13 protein-coding genes and 1 riboswitch are annotated in these 20,899 nt (G+C 42.8%); of the genes, 10 read left to right on the top strand and 3 right to left on the bottom strand.

Features of this window, described 5'->3' with window-relative positions; all coding sequences use genetic code 11:
* The first annotated feature begins 144 nt into the window (after window positions 1-144).
* The gene (gene metH, locus WAX86_RS13505) at window positions 145-3,810 is read left to right on the top strand and encodes a methionine synthase (protein ID WP_341488912.1); all 3,666 of its coding nucleotides are present in this window, start codon (window positions 145-147) and stop codon (window positions 3,808-3,810) included.
* A gap of 60 nt (window positions 3,811-3,870) precedes the next feature.
* Here metH and lysC read toward each other — a convergent pair whose 3' ends face one another.
* Complete coding sequence (lysC, locus tag WAX86_RS13500; RefSeq protein ID WP_341488911.1) at window positions 3,871-5,250, bottom strand: lysine-sensitive aspartokinase 3; 1,380 nt, start codon at window positions 5,248-5,250, stop codon at window positions 3,871-3,873.
* Window positions 5,251-5,369: 119 nt separating this feature from the next.
* Window positions 5,370-5,555: riboswitch (Lysine riboswitch) on the bottom strand.
* A gap of 245 nt (window positions 5,556-5,800) precedes the next feature.
* On the opposite strand from lysC, the gene WAX86_RS13495 reads away from it, so the two are divergent.
* Complete coding sequence (locus WAX86_RS13495; protein ID WP_069530784.1) at window positions 5,801-6,919, top strand: alanine--glyoxylate aminotransferase family protein; 1,119 nt, start codon at window positions 5,801-5,803, stop codon at window positions 6,917-6,919.
* Window positions 6,920-6,972: 53 nt separating this feature from the next.
* Here WAX86_RS13495 and WAX86_RS13490 read toward each other — a convergent pair whose 3' ends face one another.
* Window positions 6,973-8,724 carry a PglL family O-oligosaccharyltransferase gene (locus WAX86_RS13490; protein ID WP_115426285.1) on the bottom strand — a complete coding sequence of 584 codons (1,752 nt, stop codon included), beginning with the start codon at window positions 8,722-8,724 and terminating at the stop codon, window positions 6,973-6,975.
* Window positions 8,725-8,876: 152 nt separating this feature from the next.
* Window positions 8,877-11,702, bottom strand: a complete 2,826-nt coding sequence (uvrA, locus tag WAX86_RS13485; protein ID WP_341488910.1) for an excinuclease ABC subunit UvrA — start codon at window positions 11,700-11,702, stop codon at window positions 8,877-8,879.
* Between the two features lie 266 nt (window positions 11,703-11,968).
* On the opposite strand from uvrA, the gene WAX86_RS13480 reads away from it, so the two are divergent.
* The 8 genes from WAX86_RS13480 (at window position 11,969) to WAX86_RS13445 (ending at window position 20,895) form a co-directional block, all read left to right on the top strand.
* The gene (locus WAX86_RS13480) at window positions 11,969-12,517 is read left to right on the top strand and encodes a single-stranded DNA-binding protein (protein ID WP_044174221.1); all 549 of its coding nucleotides are present in this window, start codon (window positions 11,969-11,971) and stop codon (window positions 12,515-12,517) included.
* 150 nt (window positions 12,518-12,667) lie between these two features.
* Window positions 12,668-14,608, top strand: coding sequence for an RNase E specificity factor CsrD (csrD, locus tag WAX86_RS13475; protein ID WP_341488909.1), 1,941 nt, complete (start codon window positions 12,668-12,670; stop codon window positions 14,606-14,608).
* 164 nt (window positions 14,609-14,772) lie between these two features.
* Window positions 14,773-16,224: a PilN domain-containing protein gene (locus tag WAX86_RS13470; RefSeq protein ID WP_068968327.1), complete on the top strand. Its 1,452-nt coding sequence runs from the start codon at window positions 14,773-14,775 to the stop codon at window positions 16,222-16,224.
* Entirely contained in the window at window positions 16,221-16,856 is a 636-nt protein-coding gene (gene pilO, locus WAX86_RS13465; RefSeq protein WP_065170864.1) for a type 4a pilus biogenesis protein PilO, read from the top strand. The genes WAX86_RS13470 and pilO overlap by 4 nt, the downstream gene beginning before the upstream one ends.
* Window positions 16,849-17,172 carry a hypothetical protein gene (locus WAX86_RS13460; protein ID WP_065170863.1) on the top strand — a complete coding sequence of 108 codons (324 nt, stop codon included), beginning with the start codon at window positions 16,849-16,851 and terminating at the stop codon, window positions 17,170-17,172. Before pilO ends, WAX86_RS13460 begins: the two co-directional genes overlap by 8 nt.
* A gap of 13 nt (window positions 17,173-17,185) precedes the next feature.
* Window positions 17,186-18,880, top strand: a complete 1,695-nt coding sequence (gene mshL / locus WAX86_RS13455) for a pilus (MSHA type) biogenesis protein MshL (RefSeq protein WP_065170862.1) — start codon at window positions 17,186-17,188, stop codon at window positions 18,878-18,880.
* 3 nt (window positions 18,881-18,883) lie between these two features.
* Entirely contained in the window at window positions 18,884-19,732 is an 849-nt protein-coding gene (locus WAX86_RS13450) for an AAA family ATPase (RefSeq protein ID WP_341488908.1), read from the top strand.
* Window positions 19,729-20,895 carry a tetratricopeptide repeat protein gene (locus WAX86_RS13445; protein ID WP_341488907.1) on the top strand — a complete coding sequence of 389 codons (1,167 nt, stop codon included), beginning with the start codon at window positions 19,729-19,731 and terminating at the stop codon, window positions 20,893-20,895. The genes WAX86_RS13450 and WAX86_RS13445 overlap by 4 nt, the downstream gene beginning before the upstream one ends.
* The last annotated feature ends 4 nt before the right edge of the window (window positions 20,896-20,899 follow it).

Raw genomic sequence — 20,899 nt, 5'->3', positions numbered from 1 at the left:
TCCTAGCTGAGCCTAGGGTTTTGTTTAAAAAAGTTTCAGTTAGTTGGTCAAAAAACTGTTAATTGAAATTGTTTTAGACGTCTAGATTTCCACATTAACTGTGTTAGGATGATGTTAATAAGAAAACGATAAGGATATGTGAGCGTGGTAAAAGGACTTAACTTACTGCAGCAACGTTTAGCCGAACAAATCCTGATTATTGATGGTGGTATGGGCACCATGATTCAGGGGTATAAATTAACGGAATCGGATTATCGAGGTGAACGTTTTGCTAATTGGCATTGTGATGTTAAAGGTAATAACGATCTTCTGGTATTAACCCAACCGCAAATTATTACTGATATTCATCAACAATATTTGGCCGCAGGTGCGGATATTTTAGAAACCAATACGTTCAATGCTACGACAATCGCAATGGCCGATTATGACATGGCAGATCTTAGTGCTGAAATAAATTTGGTTGCTGCACAGTTGGCTCGCCAAGCGGCCGATGAATGGAGTACTCCAGATAAACCTCGATTTGTAGCCGGTGTTCTTGGCCCAACTAATCGCACTTGTTCAATCTCTCCTGATGTTAATGATCCTGGATTTCGTAATATCACCTTTGAGCAATTGGTTATTGCTTACAGTGAATCAACACGAGCTCTAATTAAAGGTGGTGTTGATCTAATTTTGATTGAAACCATATTTGATACGCTGAATGCCAAAGCATGTGCCTTTGCGGTTGAAAGTGTATTTGATGAATTGGGTTATCAACTTCCGATAATGATTTCAGGAACGATAACCGATGCCTCAGGCCGAACATTATCAGGCCAAACAACCGAAGCTTTTTATAACGCTTTACGACATGTTAAACCGATCTCCTTTGGCCTTAACTGTGCGCTTGGACCAGACGAACTGCGACAGTATGTGGCGGAACTTTCTCGACTAGCAGAGTGCTCGGTATCTGCTCACCCTAATGCAGGACTGCCTAATGCCTTTGGTGAATATGATCTTGAACCAGAAGAGATGGCGGAACATATCGCAGAATGGGCGCAAAGTGGCTTTTTAAATTTAGTGGGTGGGTGTTGTGGTACTACACCTGAGCATATTCGACAGATGGCAGCAGTTACTCAGAATATTAAACCGCGTACACCACCTAGCATACCTGTAGCTTGTCGTTTATCTGGTTTAGAGCCTCTCAATATAGAAAAGAACTCCTTGTTTATTAATGTTGGTGAGCGTACCAATGTGACCGGTTCTGCTCGCTTTAAACGTTTAATTAAAGAAGAGCTATACGATGAAGCACTAGAAGTTGCGCGTCAGCAGGTTGAAGCTGGCGCTCAAATTATCGATATCAATATGGATGAGGGAATGCTAGATGCTAAAGCGGCCATGGTGCGTTTTCTTAACCTCTGTGCGACAGAACCTGAAATTGCCAAAGTTCCTATTATGGTCGATTCATCTAAATGGGAGGTGATTGAGGCTGGACTTCAATGTGTACAGGGTAAGCCAATTGTTAACTCCATTTCATTAAAAGAAGGTAAAGCGAAGTTTATTGAGCAAGCTAAGCTGATTCAGCGTTATGGCGCCGCTGTGATTGTGATGGCGTTTGATGAAGAAGGGCAAGCTGATACCCGTGAGCGTAAAGTTGAGATTTGCACTCAGGCTTATCGTATCTTAGTTGATGAAGTTGGGTTCGCGCCTGAAGATATTATTTTTGACCCTAATATCTTTGCTGTTGCTACGGGTATTGAAGAACACAACAATTATGCGGTTGATTTTATTGAAGCCGTTGGTGAGATAAAAGCAACACTACCCCATGCGATGATTTCAGGGGGCGTGTCGAATGTGTCGTTTTCTTTTCGTGGAAATGATCCTGTTCGTGAGGCGATCCATGCTGTTTTCTTGTATTACTGCTTTCAAAAAGGCATGGATATGGGGATCGTTAATGCAGGGCAACTGGCTATTTATGACGATCTGCCACAAGAGTTACGTCAAGCGGTAGAAGATGTTGTCCTTAATTTACGTGAAGACAGTACTGAGCGTTTATTGGATATTGCTGAGAAATACCGCGGTACAAGTAAAGTAGAGGAAGATCGCTCGGCCCAAGAGTGGCGCAGTTGGCCTGTTGAAAAACGATTAGAGCATGCCTTGGTAAAAGGCATAACTGAATTTATTGTTGAAGATACCGAGCAAGCCCGAGCATTAGCCGCTAAACCGTTAGAAGTCATCGAAGGGCCTTTAATGGCAGGAATGAATGTGGTAGGGGATCTCTTTGGTGAAGGGCGTATGTTCTTGCCTCAGGTGGTGAAATCTGCCCGAGTGATGAAACAAGCGGTTGCTTACCTCGAACCTTTTATTAATGCTGAAAAACAGGCTGGAAGTTCAAACGGCAAGATTTTATTGGCAACGGTAAAAGGGGATGTTCATGATATTGGCAAGAATATTGTGGGTGTAGTATTGCAGTGTAATAACTATGAAATTATCGATTTAGGCGTGATGGTTTCGTGTGAACAGATCTTAAAAGTTGCCAAAGAAGAGCAGGTTGATATTGTTGGATTAAGTGGCTTGATCACACCTTCGTTGGATGAAATGGTTCATGTTGCCAAAGAGATGGAGCGCCAAGGTTTTGAGCTTCCGTTATTGATTGGTGGAGCGACTACTTCAAAAGCGCATACTGCGGTAAAAATTGAACAAAACTATCACGCTCCTGTGGTGTATGTCTCTAATGCCTCAAGAGCGGTAGGTGTTTGTTCTGCTCTGTTATCCGAGACTCAACGAGAAGATTTTATTGCTCGTTTAGATAAAGAGTATGAGGTTGTGCGCGATCAACACAGTAGGAAAAAGCCGCGTTCAGCCCCGATTACGCTGGAACAAGCAAGGGAGAATTGTGCTCACATCGATTGGCAAGCCTATCAACCGCCACAGCCGAAAAGCAAGGGAATACATACCATTATTGATTGTTCGGTTGCCACATTACGACAATATATCGATTGGACTCCATTTTTTATGACTTGGTCATTAAGTGGTAAGTATCCTACGATTTTACGTCATGAAGTGGTTGGTGAAGAGGCCACGAAACTGTTTAATGAAGCCAATGCTCTATTAGATAAGATTGAACAAGAGGGAATCATCAAGGCAAACGGTGTCTGCGGTTTTTTCCCTGCCAACAGTGTTGGTGATGATATTGAAGTCTACACCGATGAATCACGCCAGCATGTCTTAACTCGTTTGCATCATTTGCGTCAACAGACCGCAAAACCTAAAGGGGCCAACTACTGTTTATCAGATTTTATTGCGCCTAAATCCTCACAACATCCTGACTGGATTGGGGCTTTTGCTGTGACAGGAGGAATTGGAGAGAGTGAATTAGCAGCACAATTTAAAGCTCAAGGTGACGATTATAATGCGATCTTAATTCAAGCGGTGGCAGATCGATTGGCCGAAGCATTTGCTGAATATCTTCACCAACAAGTGCGAACTCAGTTGTGGGGATATAGCCCGAATGAAGATCTCTCTAATGACGATTTGATCCGAGAAAAGTATCAGGGGATCCGTCCAGCTCCCGGTTATCCTGCTTGCCCAGAACATACGGAGAAAGGAACATTGTGGCAGTTGCTTGATGTTGAAGAACGAACGGGGATGAGTTTGACCGAAAGTTATGCCATGTGGCCGGGCGCATCTGTATCGGGATGGTATTTTTCGCATCCAGAGGCGCGTTATTTCGCAGTGGCTCAGATCCAGCAAGATCAAGCGTTGGATTATGCTAACCGTAAAGGGTGGAATGAGCGAGAAATCGAAAAGTGGCTTGGACCTAACTTAAATTAATCAATATGAAAAAGGCGCTTATCTTTTGTTGAAAGCGCCTTTTTTATCTCATCTCTTTTTTTATTCGATTACCTGTTGATGCAAGACTTTAATGATCTCTTTGGCATCTGGTTCTTGGACTAAAAGGCAGAGGTTGTGGGCACTTGCACCATAACAGATCATGCGAAGGTTAAAGTCAGCTAATGCGCCAAAGACTTGTTTTGCTGCTCCTTTACTTTCACTCATCCCATTACCAATCAGCGCCGCCAAACACAGGCCTTGTTCAATATCGACTCGACAAAGTTGGCTTAATTCTGCAATAGCAGCTTCTGGTAAGGTAGGTGCGCCACCACTGGTATCGGTTTTATCTAAGGTGAGTGACACACTGACTTCTGATGTTGTGATCAGATCGACTGAGATCTTGTGAGCGGCCAAAATGCGAAAGACTTCGGCAAGAAATCCGTAAGCTTGAAACATATTTAAGCTAGTGAGTGTCACCATAGTTTGATTACAACGTAGGGCTAAAGCGCGAAATAGAGGCGCTTCGCTAACATGCTGGCGGATCCATGTTCCCCCTAACTCAGGCTGTTTTGATGAGCCAATAAATACTGGTATTTGCTGACGAATGGCTGGTAATAACGTAGATGGATGCAGTATTTTGGCGCCAAATGTTGCCATTTCTGCCGCTTCAGTAAAACTGATCTCTTGGATCGGTTTTGCTGCTGCCGTAATTCGTGGATCTGTGGTGTAAATCCCCGGGACATCAGTCCAGATCTCTAAGGTCTCAGCATCAAGCGCTTCTGCGATAAGGGCGGCACTATAATCGCTACCACCTCGACCTAAGGTTGTGGTTTGCCCCGCTTCGTTAGAGCCAATAAAGCCTTGAGATACGACGATACCTTGCTCTAGTAACGGGATGAGATGTTGTTGGGTTTGCTGACGTAATACCGCAATATCTGGAGTTGCTCGACCAAATTGATCATTAGTTCGCATGATCGGACGAATATCACAACGAATACTAGGGGCATCGAGCTCATTGAGAACTTGAGTAAATAAGTAGGTTGAGAGTAATTCGCCATGTGCGACTAATTCATCAGTTAGAGCCAGTGTTGGGTGAGTTGCTGCTTGTTGTGATAATTGAGTAACTTGTGCCAGCAATAGTTCTAGTTGAGGCTCTACAAGCTGAGGTGATTGAAGTTGTTGAGCGATATTGTGATGAATTGTGCGCAGCTGTTCTAAACGTTGTTCTCGAAGTGATAGATCGCTAATTCCTGCCGCTAATTCCACTAAAATATTGGTCACACCGGAACAGGCACTAATAAGTACGACTTTGGTTGCTGGATTATTTTTAACAACCAGAGCGCTAAGTTGCATTGCGTGGTGATCGGCAACACTGGTTCCGCCAAACTTAGCGACGGTCAGTGATGGGTGAGAGGCAGTTCCGTTGTGTTCAAGACTCATAAATGAATCCCCCTTAGTAAAACAATAATGAATAAACATTTATCGGGAGGGATATTCCCAACATCCAATTGTCAGGAGAGCCGATCAGAGACCTAGCCAGAATGCTAATGGGATCTATGGTGATCAGAAGCTCTCCACCTAAGCCAAACCGTGGCTATTAGGTGACAGCCCAAAGGATTCAACCTTTAAGGCCGATAACAACAATCCCCAATTGATGCTATCTCGGCGTTACTCCCCCTGACAAAATCACCTAGGAGTGGGGCTCCGTAATTTTGCTGCCTGGGTAACGCTCCTCTTCTGCTGCAATGCGAAATACTTATCTCACATGAACAAAAAACAATCTCATTGAATAGGATTTGGCATACCCTTGTCAATGGCTAATCTAAATATTTATGCAGAAAAAGAAAAATTATTGCAACAGGGGCAATGGACGAAATAAAACGGAGAGAAATAAAATTAAGATGGGAAATAAATTTGTTTTCTGATTGGCTGCATCATACTCTGTCAAAGATAACGTGAAATACACCATAATAATCAAGGAGTGAAGTCTATGGCGATCACCTCATTTCAGCCACCTCGTCGAGTGTTAATGGGTCCCGGCCCTTCTGATATTTATCCGCAAGTATTACAAGCATTAAGTCGTCCCACTATTGGTCATCTAGATCCCTTATTTATCACCATGATGGATGAGTTAAAAGCGCTATTACAGTATGCCTTTCAAACGCAAAATCCATTTACGATTGCTGTTTCAGCCCCTGGTAGCGCAGGAATGGAAGCGTGCTTTGTTAATTTAGTTGAGCCTGGCGATAAAGTGGTGGTATGTCGTAATGGCGTATTTGGTCAACGCATGGTCGAAAATGTTGAGCGTTGTGGTGGGGTTGCTGTGACGGTTGATAATACTTGGGGGGAACCTGTTTCTCCTGAATTATTAGAACAAACCTTGAACCAACATCCAGATGCTAAGATTGTGGCTTTTGTGCATGCTGAAACTTCAACGGGAGCACTAAGCGATGCCAAAACCTTGGCTGAAATTGCTCGCCGATTTGATTGCTTGACCATTGTTGATGCCGTAACTTCGCTCGGTGGTGTGCCATTGCTGGTGGACGAATGGCAACTCGATGCTGTGTACTCTGGTAGTCAAAAGTGTCTATCTTGTGTGCCGGGTCTTGCTCCTTTAACTTTTTCGGCTAAAGCATTAGAGAAAATCGCTTCGCGTCAGCACAAAGTACAGAGTTGGTTTTTGGATCAAAGTCTTGTTCTGGGTTATTGGAATGGTGGGGCAAAACGCAGTTATCATCATACTGCTCCTGTTAACAGCCTTTATGCCTTACATGAAGCTTTGTTGTTATTGCAGCAAGAAGGATTAGAGCACGCTTGGCAACGACACCAAGAGATGCATCAAGAGCTTAAAGCTGGCTTAATGGAATTAGGGATTGAGTTTGTGGTCGATGAGGCATATCGCTTGCCACAGTTAAATGCTGTTTATATACCGCAAGGGGTTGATGATGCTGCGGTAAGGCAAACATTGTTGGAGCGATATAACTTAGAGATTGGTGCTGGGTTAGGAGATCTTGCAGGTAAAGCGTGGCGTATTGGTTTGATGGGTTATGGCGCTAGAGCTGAAAATGTCGCTCTGTGTGTTAAGGCATTAGCCCAAACTTTGCGATGAGTCGCTATCAGGTTGGGTAATAAAAAACGGCGATATCACTATCGCCGTTTTTGCTATTTAGCTTGACTCAATTGAGGCTTCGCTTGAGTTGTTACTGCTTGAGAGTGGCTGAAGCTCATATTCGGAAAAAGAAATTGGGCCTCTTGTTCTATCTGTTTGGCTTGTTTGTGATTATTGAGTTGGTTATAAGCCAAGATCAGATTTTGATACAGAGCTGGACGAGGCCAAGTTTGAGCCTTAATGGTTGCCCAGTTAATATAATCTTCAATAAGTTGCGGCTTTTCTGTCGCTATACCTATTTGTAATTGCGTGACATGAAGATCCCATTCAAAGCGATTTTGCCATGCCCATGGGTTATTCACTTTCATTAAATAATCGACGTTAATCGGCTTACTGGTTTCAAATTTTGTTAATTGAGCTCCGGAATAGAGTGTGGTGATCATAAAGCTGGTGATCACAATAGGTAGCGCAATACTAAAGACCTTTAGCGTTAAAACATAAGTTGCCTGATAACGATAGTATTTGGCGGTTAGATTATCGACCCAGTAAATAAAAATAATAAAGACGATCCAATGGATCAGCGAGTGATAAAACGGATATTCCAGCTGGGTGTGCAAGGTGATAGGAAAAAATAATCCAATCAGTGCAAGTTGGGTGCCTTGGCGTGCTTTTTTGATTTTAAGGAAGACTGCCGCTGCTGCAATCAAGAGGCCAAGTAATGGAATAATACCGCCTTCTGCTGCCCAAAAGACCAATTCATTATGGGGATGATCTAAACTTGGTACTCCTGCGGGTAGCTTTGGATCGTCGTGATGCCAGATAGCAGTTTGAGTTATGTAAGCGGTTTCAAAGCGTCCATAACCATAGCCTGTCATGGGTTCTGCTTTAAACATATCAAAAGCTTGTGGAATATGTACTGAGCGTAAACTCTGTAAGCTAACTCGACCATCAGCTGGAGCCCATGAGCGTTCTGCGGTAAGCCCCCAAGCACTCATTAAACCAGCGGCTACCATTAATAGCCAACCTATCCATAGTTTCTTGGGTGCAAAGCGACGGAGGTAAGGTATCATCAGGCCAACACCAACGATTGCGCCAAGCCATCCAGTGCGAGAACTTAAGACGACTAAGATAGGAATGATGAGCACAGGGGTGAGCTGTAAAATAAGATGCTGCCAGTTCCACTTTCCACGATACATCGGCACACGAGCAAGCAGATAGGCTGATAAAACCAGTCCTGTCGCAAGAAAGCTAGCCATAACATTAGGCTGTTGAAAAATGCCGTATGGTCGATTAGCTAAGGTATCGTAGCCAAAAGGGTTGCCTGGTTTTAGATAGAGAAATTGTACCCATGCAAAGAGGGTCTCAATTAAAATACCAGCTAAGATAAACCATAAGATGCGCTGGCGTTGCTTATGGGTAAAGGTAAATTGTTGTAAGGCGACAAAAAAGAGCCAGCCACTCCAGAGAGTAAAAAGACGAAAACTGACCTGACTTGCATCGGCATTGGGGTAGAACACGGGCAGTGAGAGCAAAACGCAGCACAGCAGTAGAATTAGGGTTAGCTTGGAGTAACGCCAAATTTTCTGTCGACAGATCTCAGCCAATCCTAAAGCAATGGCAATACTAAAAGGGATCCAACTGGTAACGTTAAAAGAGAGTTCAAGACCTGAACCTCCAGGATTGTGTTGGAAATAGTGCATTGCTAGCAAAAAGAGAGCAGCAATAGAAACCAAAAAGTAACGAACCAACGGTTTACTAATTTGTTGGGGTTCTAGACGGGTTCCTTGTAGTTGTACAACGGCCATCAGCAATCCTAGAGCAGTTTTATTTCAATTTTATCAAGCCCATTTGAGATTGAAATTGAAGAGAAAATAGTAATGGTTGTGCATATTACTACAAAAACAGGCTGGGGTAGTGCCAGCCTGTTGATTTTGATAAAAAAGCGAGTCAATTCACATTAGGATGTAAGCAGTGGTTTTAAGAATCGGGCTGTATGGGAGCCTTCAATTTGTGCGACTTGCTCTGGTGTTCCGGTTGCAATAATTTGTCCACCACCGCTACCACCTTCAGGACCTAAATCAACGATCCAGTCTGCGGTTTTAATCACATCTAAGTTATGCTCAATGACCACAATCGTATTACCACGATCTCGTAATTGATGCAGTACAGTAAGTAACTGCTGGATATCATGGAAATGCAGACCTGTCGTTGGCTCATCGAGAATATATAAGGTTTTTCCTGTATCTCTTTTTGACAGTTCACGAGCTAATTTAACCCGCTGTGCTTCACCACCAGATAAGGTTGTTGCAGCTTGGCCTAAACGAATATAAGAGAGGCCGACATCCATTAAGGTTTGCAGTTTTCGTGCAATAACGGGAACCGGATCGAAGAACTCACGGGCATCTTCCACTGTCATCTCTAATACTTCATCAATGGTTTTACCTTTGTAACGCACTTCTAATGTTTCGCGGTTATAGCGTTTGCCTTTACAAGAGTCACAAGGGACATACACATCTGGCAAGAAGTGCATTTCCACTTTAATAACGCCATCACCTTGACATGCTTCACATCGACCACCTCGAACGTTAAAGCTAAATCGTCCTGGTTTATAACCACGAGAACGAGACTCTTGAGTACCTGCAAATAGCTCACGAATAGGGGTAAAGATCCCAGTATAGGTAGCAGGATTAGAACGAGGTGTACGACCTATAGGGCTTTGATCAATATCGATCACCTTATCAAAATGCTCAAGGTCTTGGATCTCTTTATAAGGAGCTGGATCGCCGCTGGTGGCACCATTTAGCTTATGATGAGCAATTTCAAAGAAAGTATCATTAATCAGAGTTGATTTACCGGAACCTGATACCCCAGTGATACAAGTAAATAAGCCTACCGGTATTTCAAGATCGACATTTTTTAGGTTGTTACCTGTTGCGCCAAGCAGTTTTACTGTCTTCTTGCTATCAAATGGGATGCGTTGCTCAGGGACAGCAATAGACTTTTTGCCACTGAGATATTGACCAGTAAGAGACTGTTTGGATTTTAAAATATCTTTTAATGTGCCCTCAGCAATAATATTACCGCCATGAACACCAGCACCAGGGCCAATATCGATTATGTAGTCTGCCGCTCGAATTGCATCCTCATCATGTTCGACCACAATCACGGTATTACCTAGGTCTCGCAAGTGAGTGAGTGTGTTAAGAAGGCGTTCGTTATCACGTTGGTGAAGACCAATCGATGGCTCATCCAGTACATACATAACCCCAACGAGGCCTGCACCAATTTGACTTGCAAGACGAATTCGTTGTGCTTCTCCGCCTGATAAAGTATCGGCACTGCGTGATAAGTTAAGATAATTTAGACCAACATTAACTAAGAAACTTAAACGCTCTTGTATCTCTTTTAATACTTTCTCGGCAATTTGAGCGCGTTGCCCCGTCAGTTCTAGCTGGGTAAAGAACGCTAGCGCTTCATTGATGCTCATTTCGCAAATTTGCGGCAAGTTCGTTTCATGAATAAAAACATGACGCGCTTCTTGGCGGAGTCGAGAACCATGACAGCTCGCACAAGGTTTGGTTGAGACAAACTTGGCAAGATCTTCACGTACAGAGTTAGATTCAGTATCGTGATAGCGGCGTTCCATATTATTTAAAATACCTTCAAATGGGTGACGGCGAACCGTAATATCACCGCGATCATTGATGTATTTAAATTCGATATTGGTTGTGCCAGAACCATTAAGTACTACGTTTTGAACTTTCTTTGATAAGCTATTAAATGGAGCATCGACATCAAAATCATAATGTTCAGCAAGAGACTTGAGCATTTGAAAGTAATAGAAGTTTTTCTTATCCCAACCTCGAATAGCACCTCCGGCTAAACTTAATTCGCCATTTTGAACCACGCGTTCGGGATCAAAGTATTGCTGTACTCCAAGACCATCACAGGTTCCACAAGCTCCAGCTGGGTTATTAAAAGAAAATAGGCGAGGCTCAAGTTCTTGCATGCTATAGCCACAGTGTGGGCAGGCAAAGTTTGCAGAAAAGACAAGCTCTTCACCATCGCCATCCATTGGGCTAATAACCACATTACCACCAGATAACTCTAATGCCGTTTCAAACGACTCAGCCAGACGTTGTTGCAGATCGTCTCGAACTTTAAAGCGATCAACCACAACTTCTATGGTGTGTTTTTTGTGTAATTCGAGTGTTGGAGGATCGGAAAGATCACAAACTTCACCATCAATACGGGCTCGGATATAGCCTTGAGCGGCCAGATTTGCCAAGGTCTTTACGTGTTCGCCTTTACGTTCTTTGATGATAGGCGCCAGCATCATTAGTTTACTGCCTTCAGGAAGAGACAGTACTTGATCGACCATTTGACTGACGGTTTGAGCGGCAAGCGTTACGTTATGCGTAGGACAGCGAGGTTCACCAACTCGGGCATATAACAAACGAAGGTAGTCATAGACCTCGGTAATGGTGCCGACGGTCGAGCGAGGGTTATGCGATGTGGATTTTTGTTCAATCGAGATCGCAGGAGATAAGCCTTCAATATGGTCAACATCAGGTTTTTCCATCAAGGATAAAAATTGACGAGCATAAGCTGATAATGATTCAACATAGCGGCGTTGACCTTCGGCATACAGGGTGTCAAAAGCCAAAGATGACTTACCAGAGCCAGATAAGCCTGTAATGACAATGAGCTTATCGCGAGGAATAGTGAGATTAATATTTTTTAGATTATGGGTTCTTGCACCCCTGACTTCGATTTTATCCATTTGTTGTAAGCTTATTCTGCTGACTAATTAAAAATGATTATGACACAGAGACAAAAGTCTTGAAAGAATGACCTGTATAAAGATACAGTGTATAGGTTAAGAATTAAACGCAATTTTTTCGTAAATCATAAACGAATATTTCTTTCTTTTATTGCAGACTTGGCTCTGTCATTGAATAGCATTGCCATGATAAACTGCACGATTAAGTGTAAACTTAGCTTAGGGCGATACATTTTATTTGTACGCCATTAGATTTGGAGTGAACTATGGCCAGTCGTGGCGTAAACAAAGTTATCCTAGTGGGTAACCTAGGAAATGATCCTGAAGTTCGTTACATGCCAAATGGCGGTGCGGTTGCAAACATTACTATTGCAACTTCAGAAACTTGGCGTGATAAAGCAACCGGCGAAAATCGTGAAAAAACTGAATGGCACCGTGTGGTTCTATTTGGCAAATTAGCCGAAGTTGCTGGTGAATACCTACGTAAAGGTTCTCAAGTATACATTGAGGGTCAGCTACAAACTCGTAAGTGGCAGAACCAACAGGGCCAAGATCAGTACACTACAGAAATCGTAGTACAAGGCTTTAACGGCGTTATGCAAATGTTGGGTGGCCGTCAAAACCAAGGTGGTCAAGGTATGGGCGCTCCTATGGGCGGTCAACAGCAGCAAGGCGGTTGGGGTCAACCACAACAGCCTGCAGCACAAAACTTTGCTCCACAACAACAGCAGCAACAAGCTCCAGCTCAACAACCTGCACCTCAGCAGCAGTACAATGAGCCACCAATGGACTTCGACGACGATATTCCATTCTAATCGAGCCTGTTAAAAGCGTTCAATATTAAGAAAGCAGCGTCTAACGCTGCTTTTTTTGTGATAAGGCTAGCTTGTTATTGCAAAAATGTTGCAGAGAGTGCAGCCAAATCCGCTATGATGAATCAAATCTTAAGTTAATCGAGATACTCAATGCGCAGAGCCTCAGGGATGAAGTTAAGCAATCGACTGGTTGCGTTTGTTACTGTAATTGTTTTAAGTGCTATTTTCGTTATTTTCATTGGCGGAGCACTTAGCTTTCGAACACTTGGATTAAGCTACCAAGACCATTATCTACAGGGAATTGTGGATGTGATTGAGCAAGAGGTAAATGATACCAGCGATAGCCATGGGCAAGAACATTTAGCGCGCTGGTTACCTAAACTGCTTGAGGCCAGTAAAGTGATCGATTTAACCGTCGAGCACAATAATCAAATTTACTATCACTATACTCAGCCCGACCCTTTAGCCGATCCCAACTTGCTTTATCGTACCCATTACACCTTAGGTAAAACGGGGAGCGTTATTGTTAATATTGCCTCCATTCCTCCCTATACCGAGTTAACCTATTCAATTGGGCCAATGTCATCGATAAGCCTCGCCATTTTAATCATTATTATTGGGTTAGCTCGTGGCGTGAATTGGTTAAGACGCCAACTTTCCGGATCTGAAATGCTTGAAGAGCGGGGGCGAATGATCCTTGCTGGACGAGTGGATCAATATGCCATTGGACAGGATCAAGAGTGGCCGGGAACGGCAAGTTTAGCCTTAGATCAATTAATTGCTGAGTTAAAAGATGCCCGCCAAGAGCGCAGTCGATTTGATACTTTTATCCGCACCCACACCTTTTTGGATCAATTAACGGGGGCGGCTAACCGAGTGCTTTTTGATAGTCGTTTGCAATCTATGGTGCAAGAGCCAGATAGCCAAGGTGTGGTGATATTAATTCGAATTGATGATTGGGATGAGCTGCAAAATGAGCGCGGAAAAGACATTGCCGATGAGTTTATTCAAGATGTCGGCGTAGTACTTACCAACTTCTCACAACGATATCCAGATACATTATTGGCCCGTTACTTTGATGCTGAATTTGCGATGTTAATTCCGCAACAATCAGCAAAAGAAATTAAACTGTTTACCAACCAGATGCTTCATGCTTTAGAGCGTATTAAGCCAAGTGCTCCAATGGAGTTAGATAATTGGTTTCATATTGGTGTGACTTACTATCAAACTGGTGAACGTCGTGGTCGTATCATGGATGAAGCAGATATGGCGTTACGCAGTGCTCAATTGCAACGTTGTAATAGTTGGTGCACCTTTAAAAAGGATCAGCAATTTGCAGAAGGGCGCGGTAGTGTTCGTTGGCGCTCATTACTGGATGCCATTTTAAATCAGGGTGGACCTCTATTATTCCAGCAGGCCGTATTTATCGCTGACAAAGATCAAATATTGCACCGCGAGTTATTGGCTCGAATTCAAGATGAAAATGGGATCTTAATGAAAGCGTCCGGATTTATCCCTGCGGTTAATATGGTTGGATTTAATGTTCGCTTTGACCGTAGTGTGGTAACCAAAGCTTTAGCTTTACTGCAAACCTTATCTGCTCAAGAAGCGCTATCTGTTAATCTCAGCGTTGAAGCCTTGCTGGATAAAAACTTCTCGCGTTGGCTACGTGATCAACTGTTACAAACACCAAGAACTGTTCTTAACCGCCTCTCTTTTGAAGTACCTGAAAGTCAGTTAGTAAAACATCTCGATGCCATGCGTCCTATTTTGCGAATGGTTGCAGGGTTAGGTTGTCAGTTAGTTATCGATCAAGCAGGCAAAACGATTGTTAGTACCCACTATATAAAAGATATCAAAGCCGACTACATCAAGTTGCACCGTGGTTTGGTGCGTGACATTCATCAACGGCAAGAAAATCAACTGTTTGTTCGCAGTATGCTTGGGGCTTGTGAAATCACCAAAGCAAAATTAATTGCTGTTGGGGTTGAAAGTGATAAAGAGTGGCAAGTACTTAAACAATTGGGTGTTTATGCCGGGCAAGGGCGCCTTTTTGCTGCTGAATTATCGGTAAAGAGAATTAAAAAGTGATCAATGGAATATCTATATAGATAACTGTTATATAAAATACCTCCAAATTGGTAAGTTATGTGCATCGGGTTTTATTTGATGTAGAATGCACGCACGCCTCATAACAGTAATAACATTAGGCGATTATTCGTTTATATAAAGATCCGTTGGGACATTGCACTTTTATGAATTTTGGTCGATGGTTTGGCAAAAGCACAGAGGGATGCTCTGCTTGTTTGGCTATATTTACTGATGAAGTCGCGTTGCTTTATCAAAACTCTGAACAACAATGGTGTGCTGATACCTATGTGTTAGAGAAGAAAGAACAGTTAGAAAGTGCTCTAATTGCTCTAATTGAAAAGCATCATCTGCAGAAACAAAACCTCAAACTCGCTCTTGGGCATGGCTTATTTAAAACATTACTTATAGATAAGCCGGATGTTCCAGAACAAGAATGGCCAACAGTTCTGCCTTTCTTAGTCAAAGATCTTTTAAATGAGTCGCCAATGGAAATATTGGCCGATGCATTTCCTGCCGCAACCAAAGACAGATTACAAGTGTTTGTTGCCAATAAACGCCAAGTCGAAACTATGGTACAAGCTTGCGCATTAAAAGGGTGCAAGGTGATATCCATTGGCGTTGAAGATGTATTGTGGGGCCAATACTCAAATTTAGAAGCGAATCAGCTTATTGTTCATTGTCGTCAAAATGAAGGACTGGCATTGAGCGCATTTAAGCAACAAGTGCTCTGCTTTCAGCGTCAATTACGCGGCTTTTCTACCCCAATTGTAGCTTCAAACAATGAGCAAATAGATAACTTAACTTTGGAGTTACAGCGCTCGTTAGACTTTTTAAGTACCCAATTTCGCGGCAGTACTATTTCTAAAATTATGGTTGCCTGTGATGGTGACGATAATTCGGTTTTAGCTCAACAATTAAAGGCTAACTTTAATCTTCTGGTTGAGCCTATTGTCGATCCAGATCCGATTATAAAAACAAATAGCTTACGTTTAGCTTGGGCGATGCTGACTCAACATCTTCCTGTTTCTATTGAGCTTTATCGTGATGAGTTTCGCCCTAAAAAAGAGTGGTTAACACTGACCAATGTGGTTTTAGGTTGGACTATTTCTGCGGTGTTACTTGCAGCTATATGGGGTTGGAGTGCATGGAGCAATAAATTAGCTCAAGAGCAGTTGGCCTTGCAGCAAGAAAAACTCGATGCTGAGCAAGCAAAGATAGAGGCAATTAAAGCTGAACTTGCTTTGAAGATCCCAAGTCCTGCAAAAGTGACATTTGAAAGTGAACTTGAGCAGAAAATAGCAAAAACGCAAGCAACACTTAAAGCGATAGCGAATCATGACGATAGTCTAAAAGTGGGGTATTCCAGTATGTTGCAGCAACTCGCTGATGCTGCAAATGGTAATATCCAACTGCTTAATATTCATGTGGAAGGAAAGAATTTAAATCTGTCTGGGATTGCTCGTCAACCTAGTTCTGTACCGCAATGGTTAAAAGAATTTGGGCAATATTCTTCATTGAATCAGCGTCAATTCGAGTCGATGAAACTGGGCCGTAATGAACAAAAGCAAGTGACGTTTAGCCTAACTGCAAAACGGGAAGAGAAGGTTAATCCATGATTCAGTGGCAGCAATTAGATCAAAAATTTGCAGCGTTAAGTCTGCGAGAAAAATGGCTGATTACAGGTTGTGGCTTTGTCGCGATTTTTTTCGTTGGTATTTTTACGTTTATTCAACCTTTGATGGCTGACGCTGATAGCGCACACTTATCAACGCTTGATGTGAAAAATCAAGTTATTGCAGCAAATAATCAAGTCATTGTTTTAAATCATAAATTAAAGGCAGATCCCGATGCGAAAATTAATGCGAATATCGCTAAATTACAGCATCAGGAAACACAGTTAAAGCTCGAACTGGATAAGAAAATAGACAGTTTAATAACGCCACAACAAATGCCCGCTTTGCTTGAACATGTTTTACAGCAAAGTGCCAGTTTGCATTTAGTGAGTATGGAGTCATTGTCACCGATTCAATTAACTGCTGGCAAAGATGTAGGGTATTACATTCATCCAGTACGTTTGACTTTTACTGGACGCTATTTTGATGTTATTGGCTATTTGGCTCAACTTGAAGCGCTTCCTGTGAAATATTACTGGCGCTTTTTAGACTATCGCGTAGAGAAATATCCTGAAGCAACGATCAGTTTAGAGGTGTATACCTTAGGTGAAAGTAAGGACTTTATTGGTGGCTAAATATTTATTGCTAGTACTTGGTTTTCTTATGGGTGGATCTGTTTTTGCAGCCCAAGATCCAACAGCCCCATTGGGATGGCAAGCTCCAACGCAAAAAAGTCGGACGCAAAAGGTGTATAAGCCAGTACTACAAAGTGTGTTATGTGATGAATATAGCCGTTGTAGTGCGATCATAAATGACCGTAATGTTTCTGTTGGTCAAAGCGTGAGTGGCTATAGAGTTATAAAAATTTATCCAGATTCTGTTGTGGTATCGCGTGGTGGTAAGCAGTCGCGCTTAGCATTATTTGCAGACAATATAACAATAAAATATTGAGGGAATGGTTAGTATGCGTCGAGTCGCTGTAGGTTTAGCTATTGCGTCACTGGTTGGTTGTTCAACCAATATGGGGCACCGCGATCCTGTTGAAATAAAACAAGCATTAAATCAAGCGGTTAATGATGCTAATAATACATCATTAACGGATCTTCCTGAAGGGGTAAGTGCGGATCTAATGCCGAATATGGATCCTATGTCAGGATCTTCTACCGTACCATCGCACGTGGTAGAAAAGCGTTTTCAAGTGAATGCTCGTAATGTTGAAGCGAAAGCGTTTTTCACCAGCCTTGTGAAAGGTACGCCATTTAATATGGTGATTGCACCGAATGTGTCAGGTCGAATAACACTAAAATTAAAAGATGTAACGTTAAGTGAAGTCTTAAAAGTGGTCTCTGATATGTACGGTTATGAGATCACGCGTGCTGATAATATCATTCAGGTCTTTCCTGCCACATTACGTACTGAAATCATTCCCGTTGATTATTTGCAATTGCAGCGTCGTGGGGTTTCCTTAACCTCGATCACAACAGGCTCTGTGACTGATAATGATTCATCAAATGGTTCTAGTAATAGTAACAATAATGATGATGACAACAACAGTAGTGATAACAACGACAATAATCTAAATTCAGGTGATAGTACAACGACTGGCGGCACCACCATTGAAACAACATCTAAGAGTGATTTCTGGGGGCAGTTGCAAAAAGCCGTTCAAGCTATGATTGGTGCTGGTGATGGCCGTAGTGTCGTGGTTTCTCCACAAGCGAGCTTAATTTCTGTACGTGCGTATCCTAATGAATTGCGTGAAGTGAAGAAGTTCCTTGGAATGTCTGAGCAGCGATTAAAGCGTCAAGTTATCTTAGAAGCCAAAATACTTGAAGTAACGTTAAACGACAGTTACCAGCAAGGAATTAATTGGAGCAATATTACTCGTAGTATTGGCAGTGGTGGCGTTACTATTGGTCAGCCTTCCGTGGTGAATCCTGTTACCGGGCTGATTAACACACTCCCTGGTGGTAACGATATTTCTGAGCTGCTTGGCGGTCAAACCAATATTACAATCACCGATGGCAACTTCAGTGCAGTGATGCGTTTTCTGTCGACTCAAGGTGATCTTAATGTGCTATCAAGCCCTCGCGTAACGGCGGCGAATAACCAAAAAGCGGTTATCAAAGTGGGTGGTGATGAGTACTTTGTCACTAACGTATCGAGCAGTAATGTTTCAGGTGATAACAGTACGGCAGCTCCAGATATTAATTTAACGCCGTTCTTCTCTGGCATTTCTCTTGATGTGACTCCGCAAATTGATGATCAAGGTGGTGTGTTACTGCATGTTCACCCAGCTGTGGTTGATGTAACAGATGAAGTGAAATCCATCGATCTTGGCGATAAGTTTGGTACCTACCAATTACCACTGGCGAAAAGCTCTATTCGTGAATCTGATTCTATCATTCATGCTCATTCCGGTGATGTGGTGGTGATTGGTGGCCTGATGAAGACATCAACCCATGATCAAGTATCAAAAGTACCGTTACTTGGCGATATTCCCGGCCTTGGTAATCTGTTCCGTAATATCAATAAAGTACAGCAAAAAACCGAGTTGGTGATTTTACTTAAGCCAACCGTTGTTGGTGAGCAAACTTGGAAGCAGCAGTTAGAACGCTCCCAAAGTCTGCTTAATGAGTGGTTCCCAGAGAATAAATAAGTCATGTATCAGGCTTATTTTGGTTTCCATCAGGCACCTTTTGCTCTAACGCCAAATACGGAGTTATTTCATGCGTTGCCGCCCCATGTTGAAGCTATCCAAACCACATTGGCTGCTTTAACTATGGGGGAAGGGATCATTCATATCTCTGGTGAAGTTGGGACGGGTAAAACTTTAGTGTGTCGCATGCTCATTCAGCGTTTGCCCGTTCATTGTGATTTAGCTTACATCCCAACACCACCAAAAGAGGGCGATGAACTTAAAATCGCATTGGCAATCGAGTTGGGGTTGGAGCCGCCAAAAGATCGCATCGCTTTAACGTCACAATTGCAACATGAACTGATTCGAAGAAAAGAGTTAGGTCGTTCTGTGGTGGTGGTATTAGATGAAGCTCAAGCGTTATCGGATGATTGTTTAGAGACAATTCGGCTGCTTGGTAATCTGGAAACCGAATTTGAGAAACTGTTGCAGATTGTGCTGTTGAGTCAACCTGAGTTGGATCAGCGTTTGCAACAGTATCATTTACGGCAATTACAGCAGCGTATAACGTTTCGAGCACAACTGCGAGCTTTAGATTTGGCTGAAACCGTGGCCTATATTGAGCATCGTCTTTATCAGGCAGGATGTCGTCTACCACTGTTTTCTTTACCTCAATCTAAACTTATTTGGCAGGCCAGTAACGGTATTCCGCGTTTAATTAACCAGCTTTGTCATAAGGCGTTAATTGCAGCAAGCAGTAGCCAATTACAGATGGTTGGCCAACGTGAAATTCTAATGGCTATTCAAGACACACCTGGTGCGAGACAACCACGATGGCTGTTTCCCGTTCCATGGGGGTGGAGTAAAGCATGAGTTCTATTAATAAAAAATTAGATGCTTTAGCACAAAAACAAGCGCTATCTGGTGATTTACCTCCGCTTAAGATGGCGCAAATAAAACCTGTTGCTCAATCGGTATGGCCATCTCGTATTGCCGTGGCTCTTTGTGCGATGGGGGTATTTGCTAGCGGTTGGATCATTCGTTCATCTTATATTGATGCCGATGAGTCTGGTGCCGGGTTTCATGTTGTCACTCCAGCGGTTGCCGCGTCTAATCCTGTCTCTAATCATCAGGTGACGGTTAAGGTAAAGAGTGACTCTCTGCCGGTACTTCACAGTCAAGAATTAAAGACTTCAAGTGAAGAAGATAACGAGATAATAGCGGAACCTCGTTCTATTTCTACTGCGGCAATTGCTCAAGTAGAAGAACCTAAAACCACACCGATTAAACTGAAGCATCAAGCGATAAAGCCAGTAGTTGCAGAATATGACAGTACATCTGAGCCGGAATTTGAATCTGAGCCAGAAGTACATATTGCTCAAGTTAGAGCAGCGCCTCGCCATGTTGTTGAAGAGAGTCATGAGCCTGAGCAATTGTCGATTAAAACCGTTACGTTAAATAATCGCCAGCTGGCTGATCTTGAATATAACCGAGCGGAAAAAGCACTAGCACAAGCTGACAGTCAACAAGCGATCATCAGTTTACAAAAGGCCGTTAAGTATCGACCAGACTGGATTGAAGCAAGACAAAAGCTAGCGGCTACTTTATATGGTCAAGGCAGTGTTCGCGGTGCCATCGCAACCTTGGAAGAGGGCTTGGAACTTGCGCCTCAGCAGCCGGTATTGCGTTTAACGTTAGCGAAATTATTAGCACAAGAATCTCAACCAGAAGCGGCACTGGCTATCTTAAATTCTGTGCCTACGAATGCGCCTATGCCTTATTTGGTGATGCGTGGTGCCCTTGCTCAAGAAGTTAAAAATAACGCGATTGCTTTAAATTCTTATCAGCAACTGCTTAACCGTCAACCTCAAAATGGCCGCTGGTGGCTAGGTCTGGCTATTGCCGCAGAACGTAGCAATAACAAAGCCAAAGCAACCATGGCTTATCAGCAAGCATTGAAGTATGGCCATATTTCTCAGCAGTCAATTCAGTTTGCTCAGCAACGTTTAGCGTTATTAACAAAAACTCGAGGTTAAGTGT

This window comes from Photobacterium damselae subsp. damselae, from assembly GCF_038086725.1.
In the GTDB taxonomy this organism is placed as follows: Bacteria; Pseudomonadota; Gammaproteobacteria; order Enterobacterales; family Vibrionaceae; genus Photobacterium; species Photobacterium damselae.
Note: the sequence above shows the minus strand (reverse complement) of the source record. Positions and strands in the feature narration are given on the sequence as shown.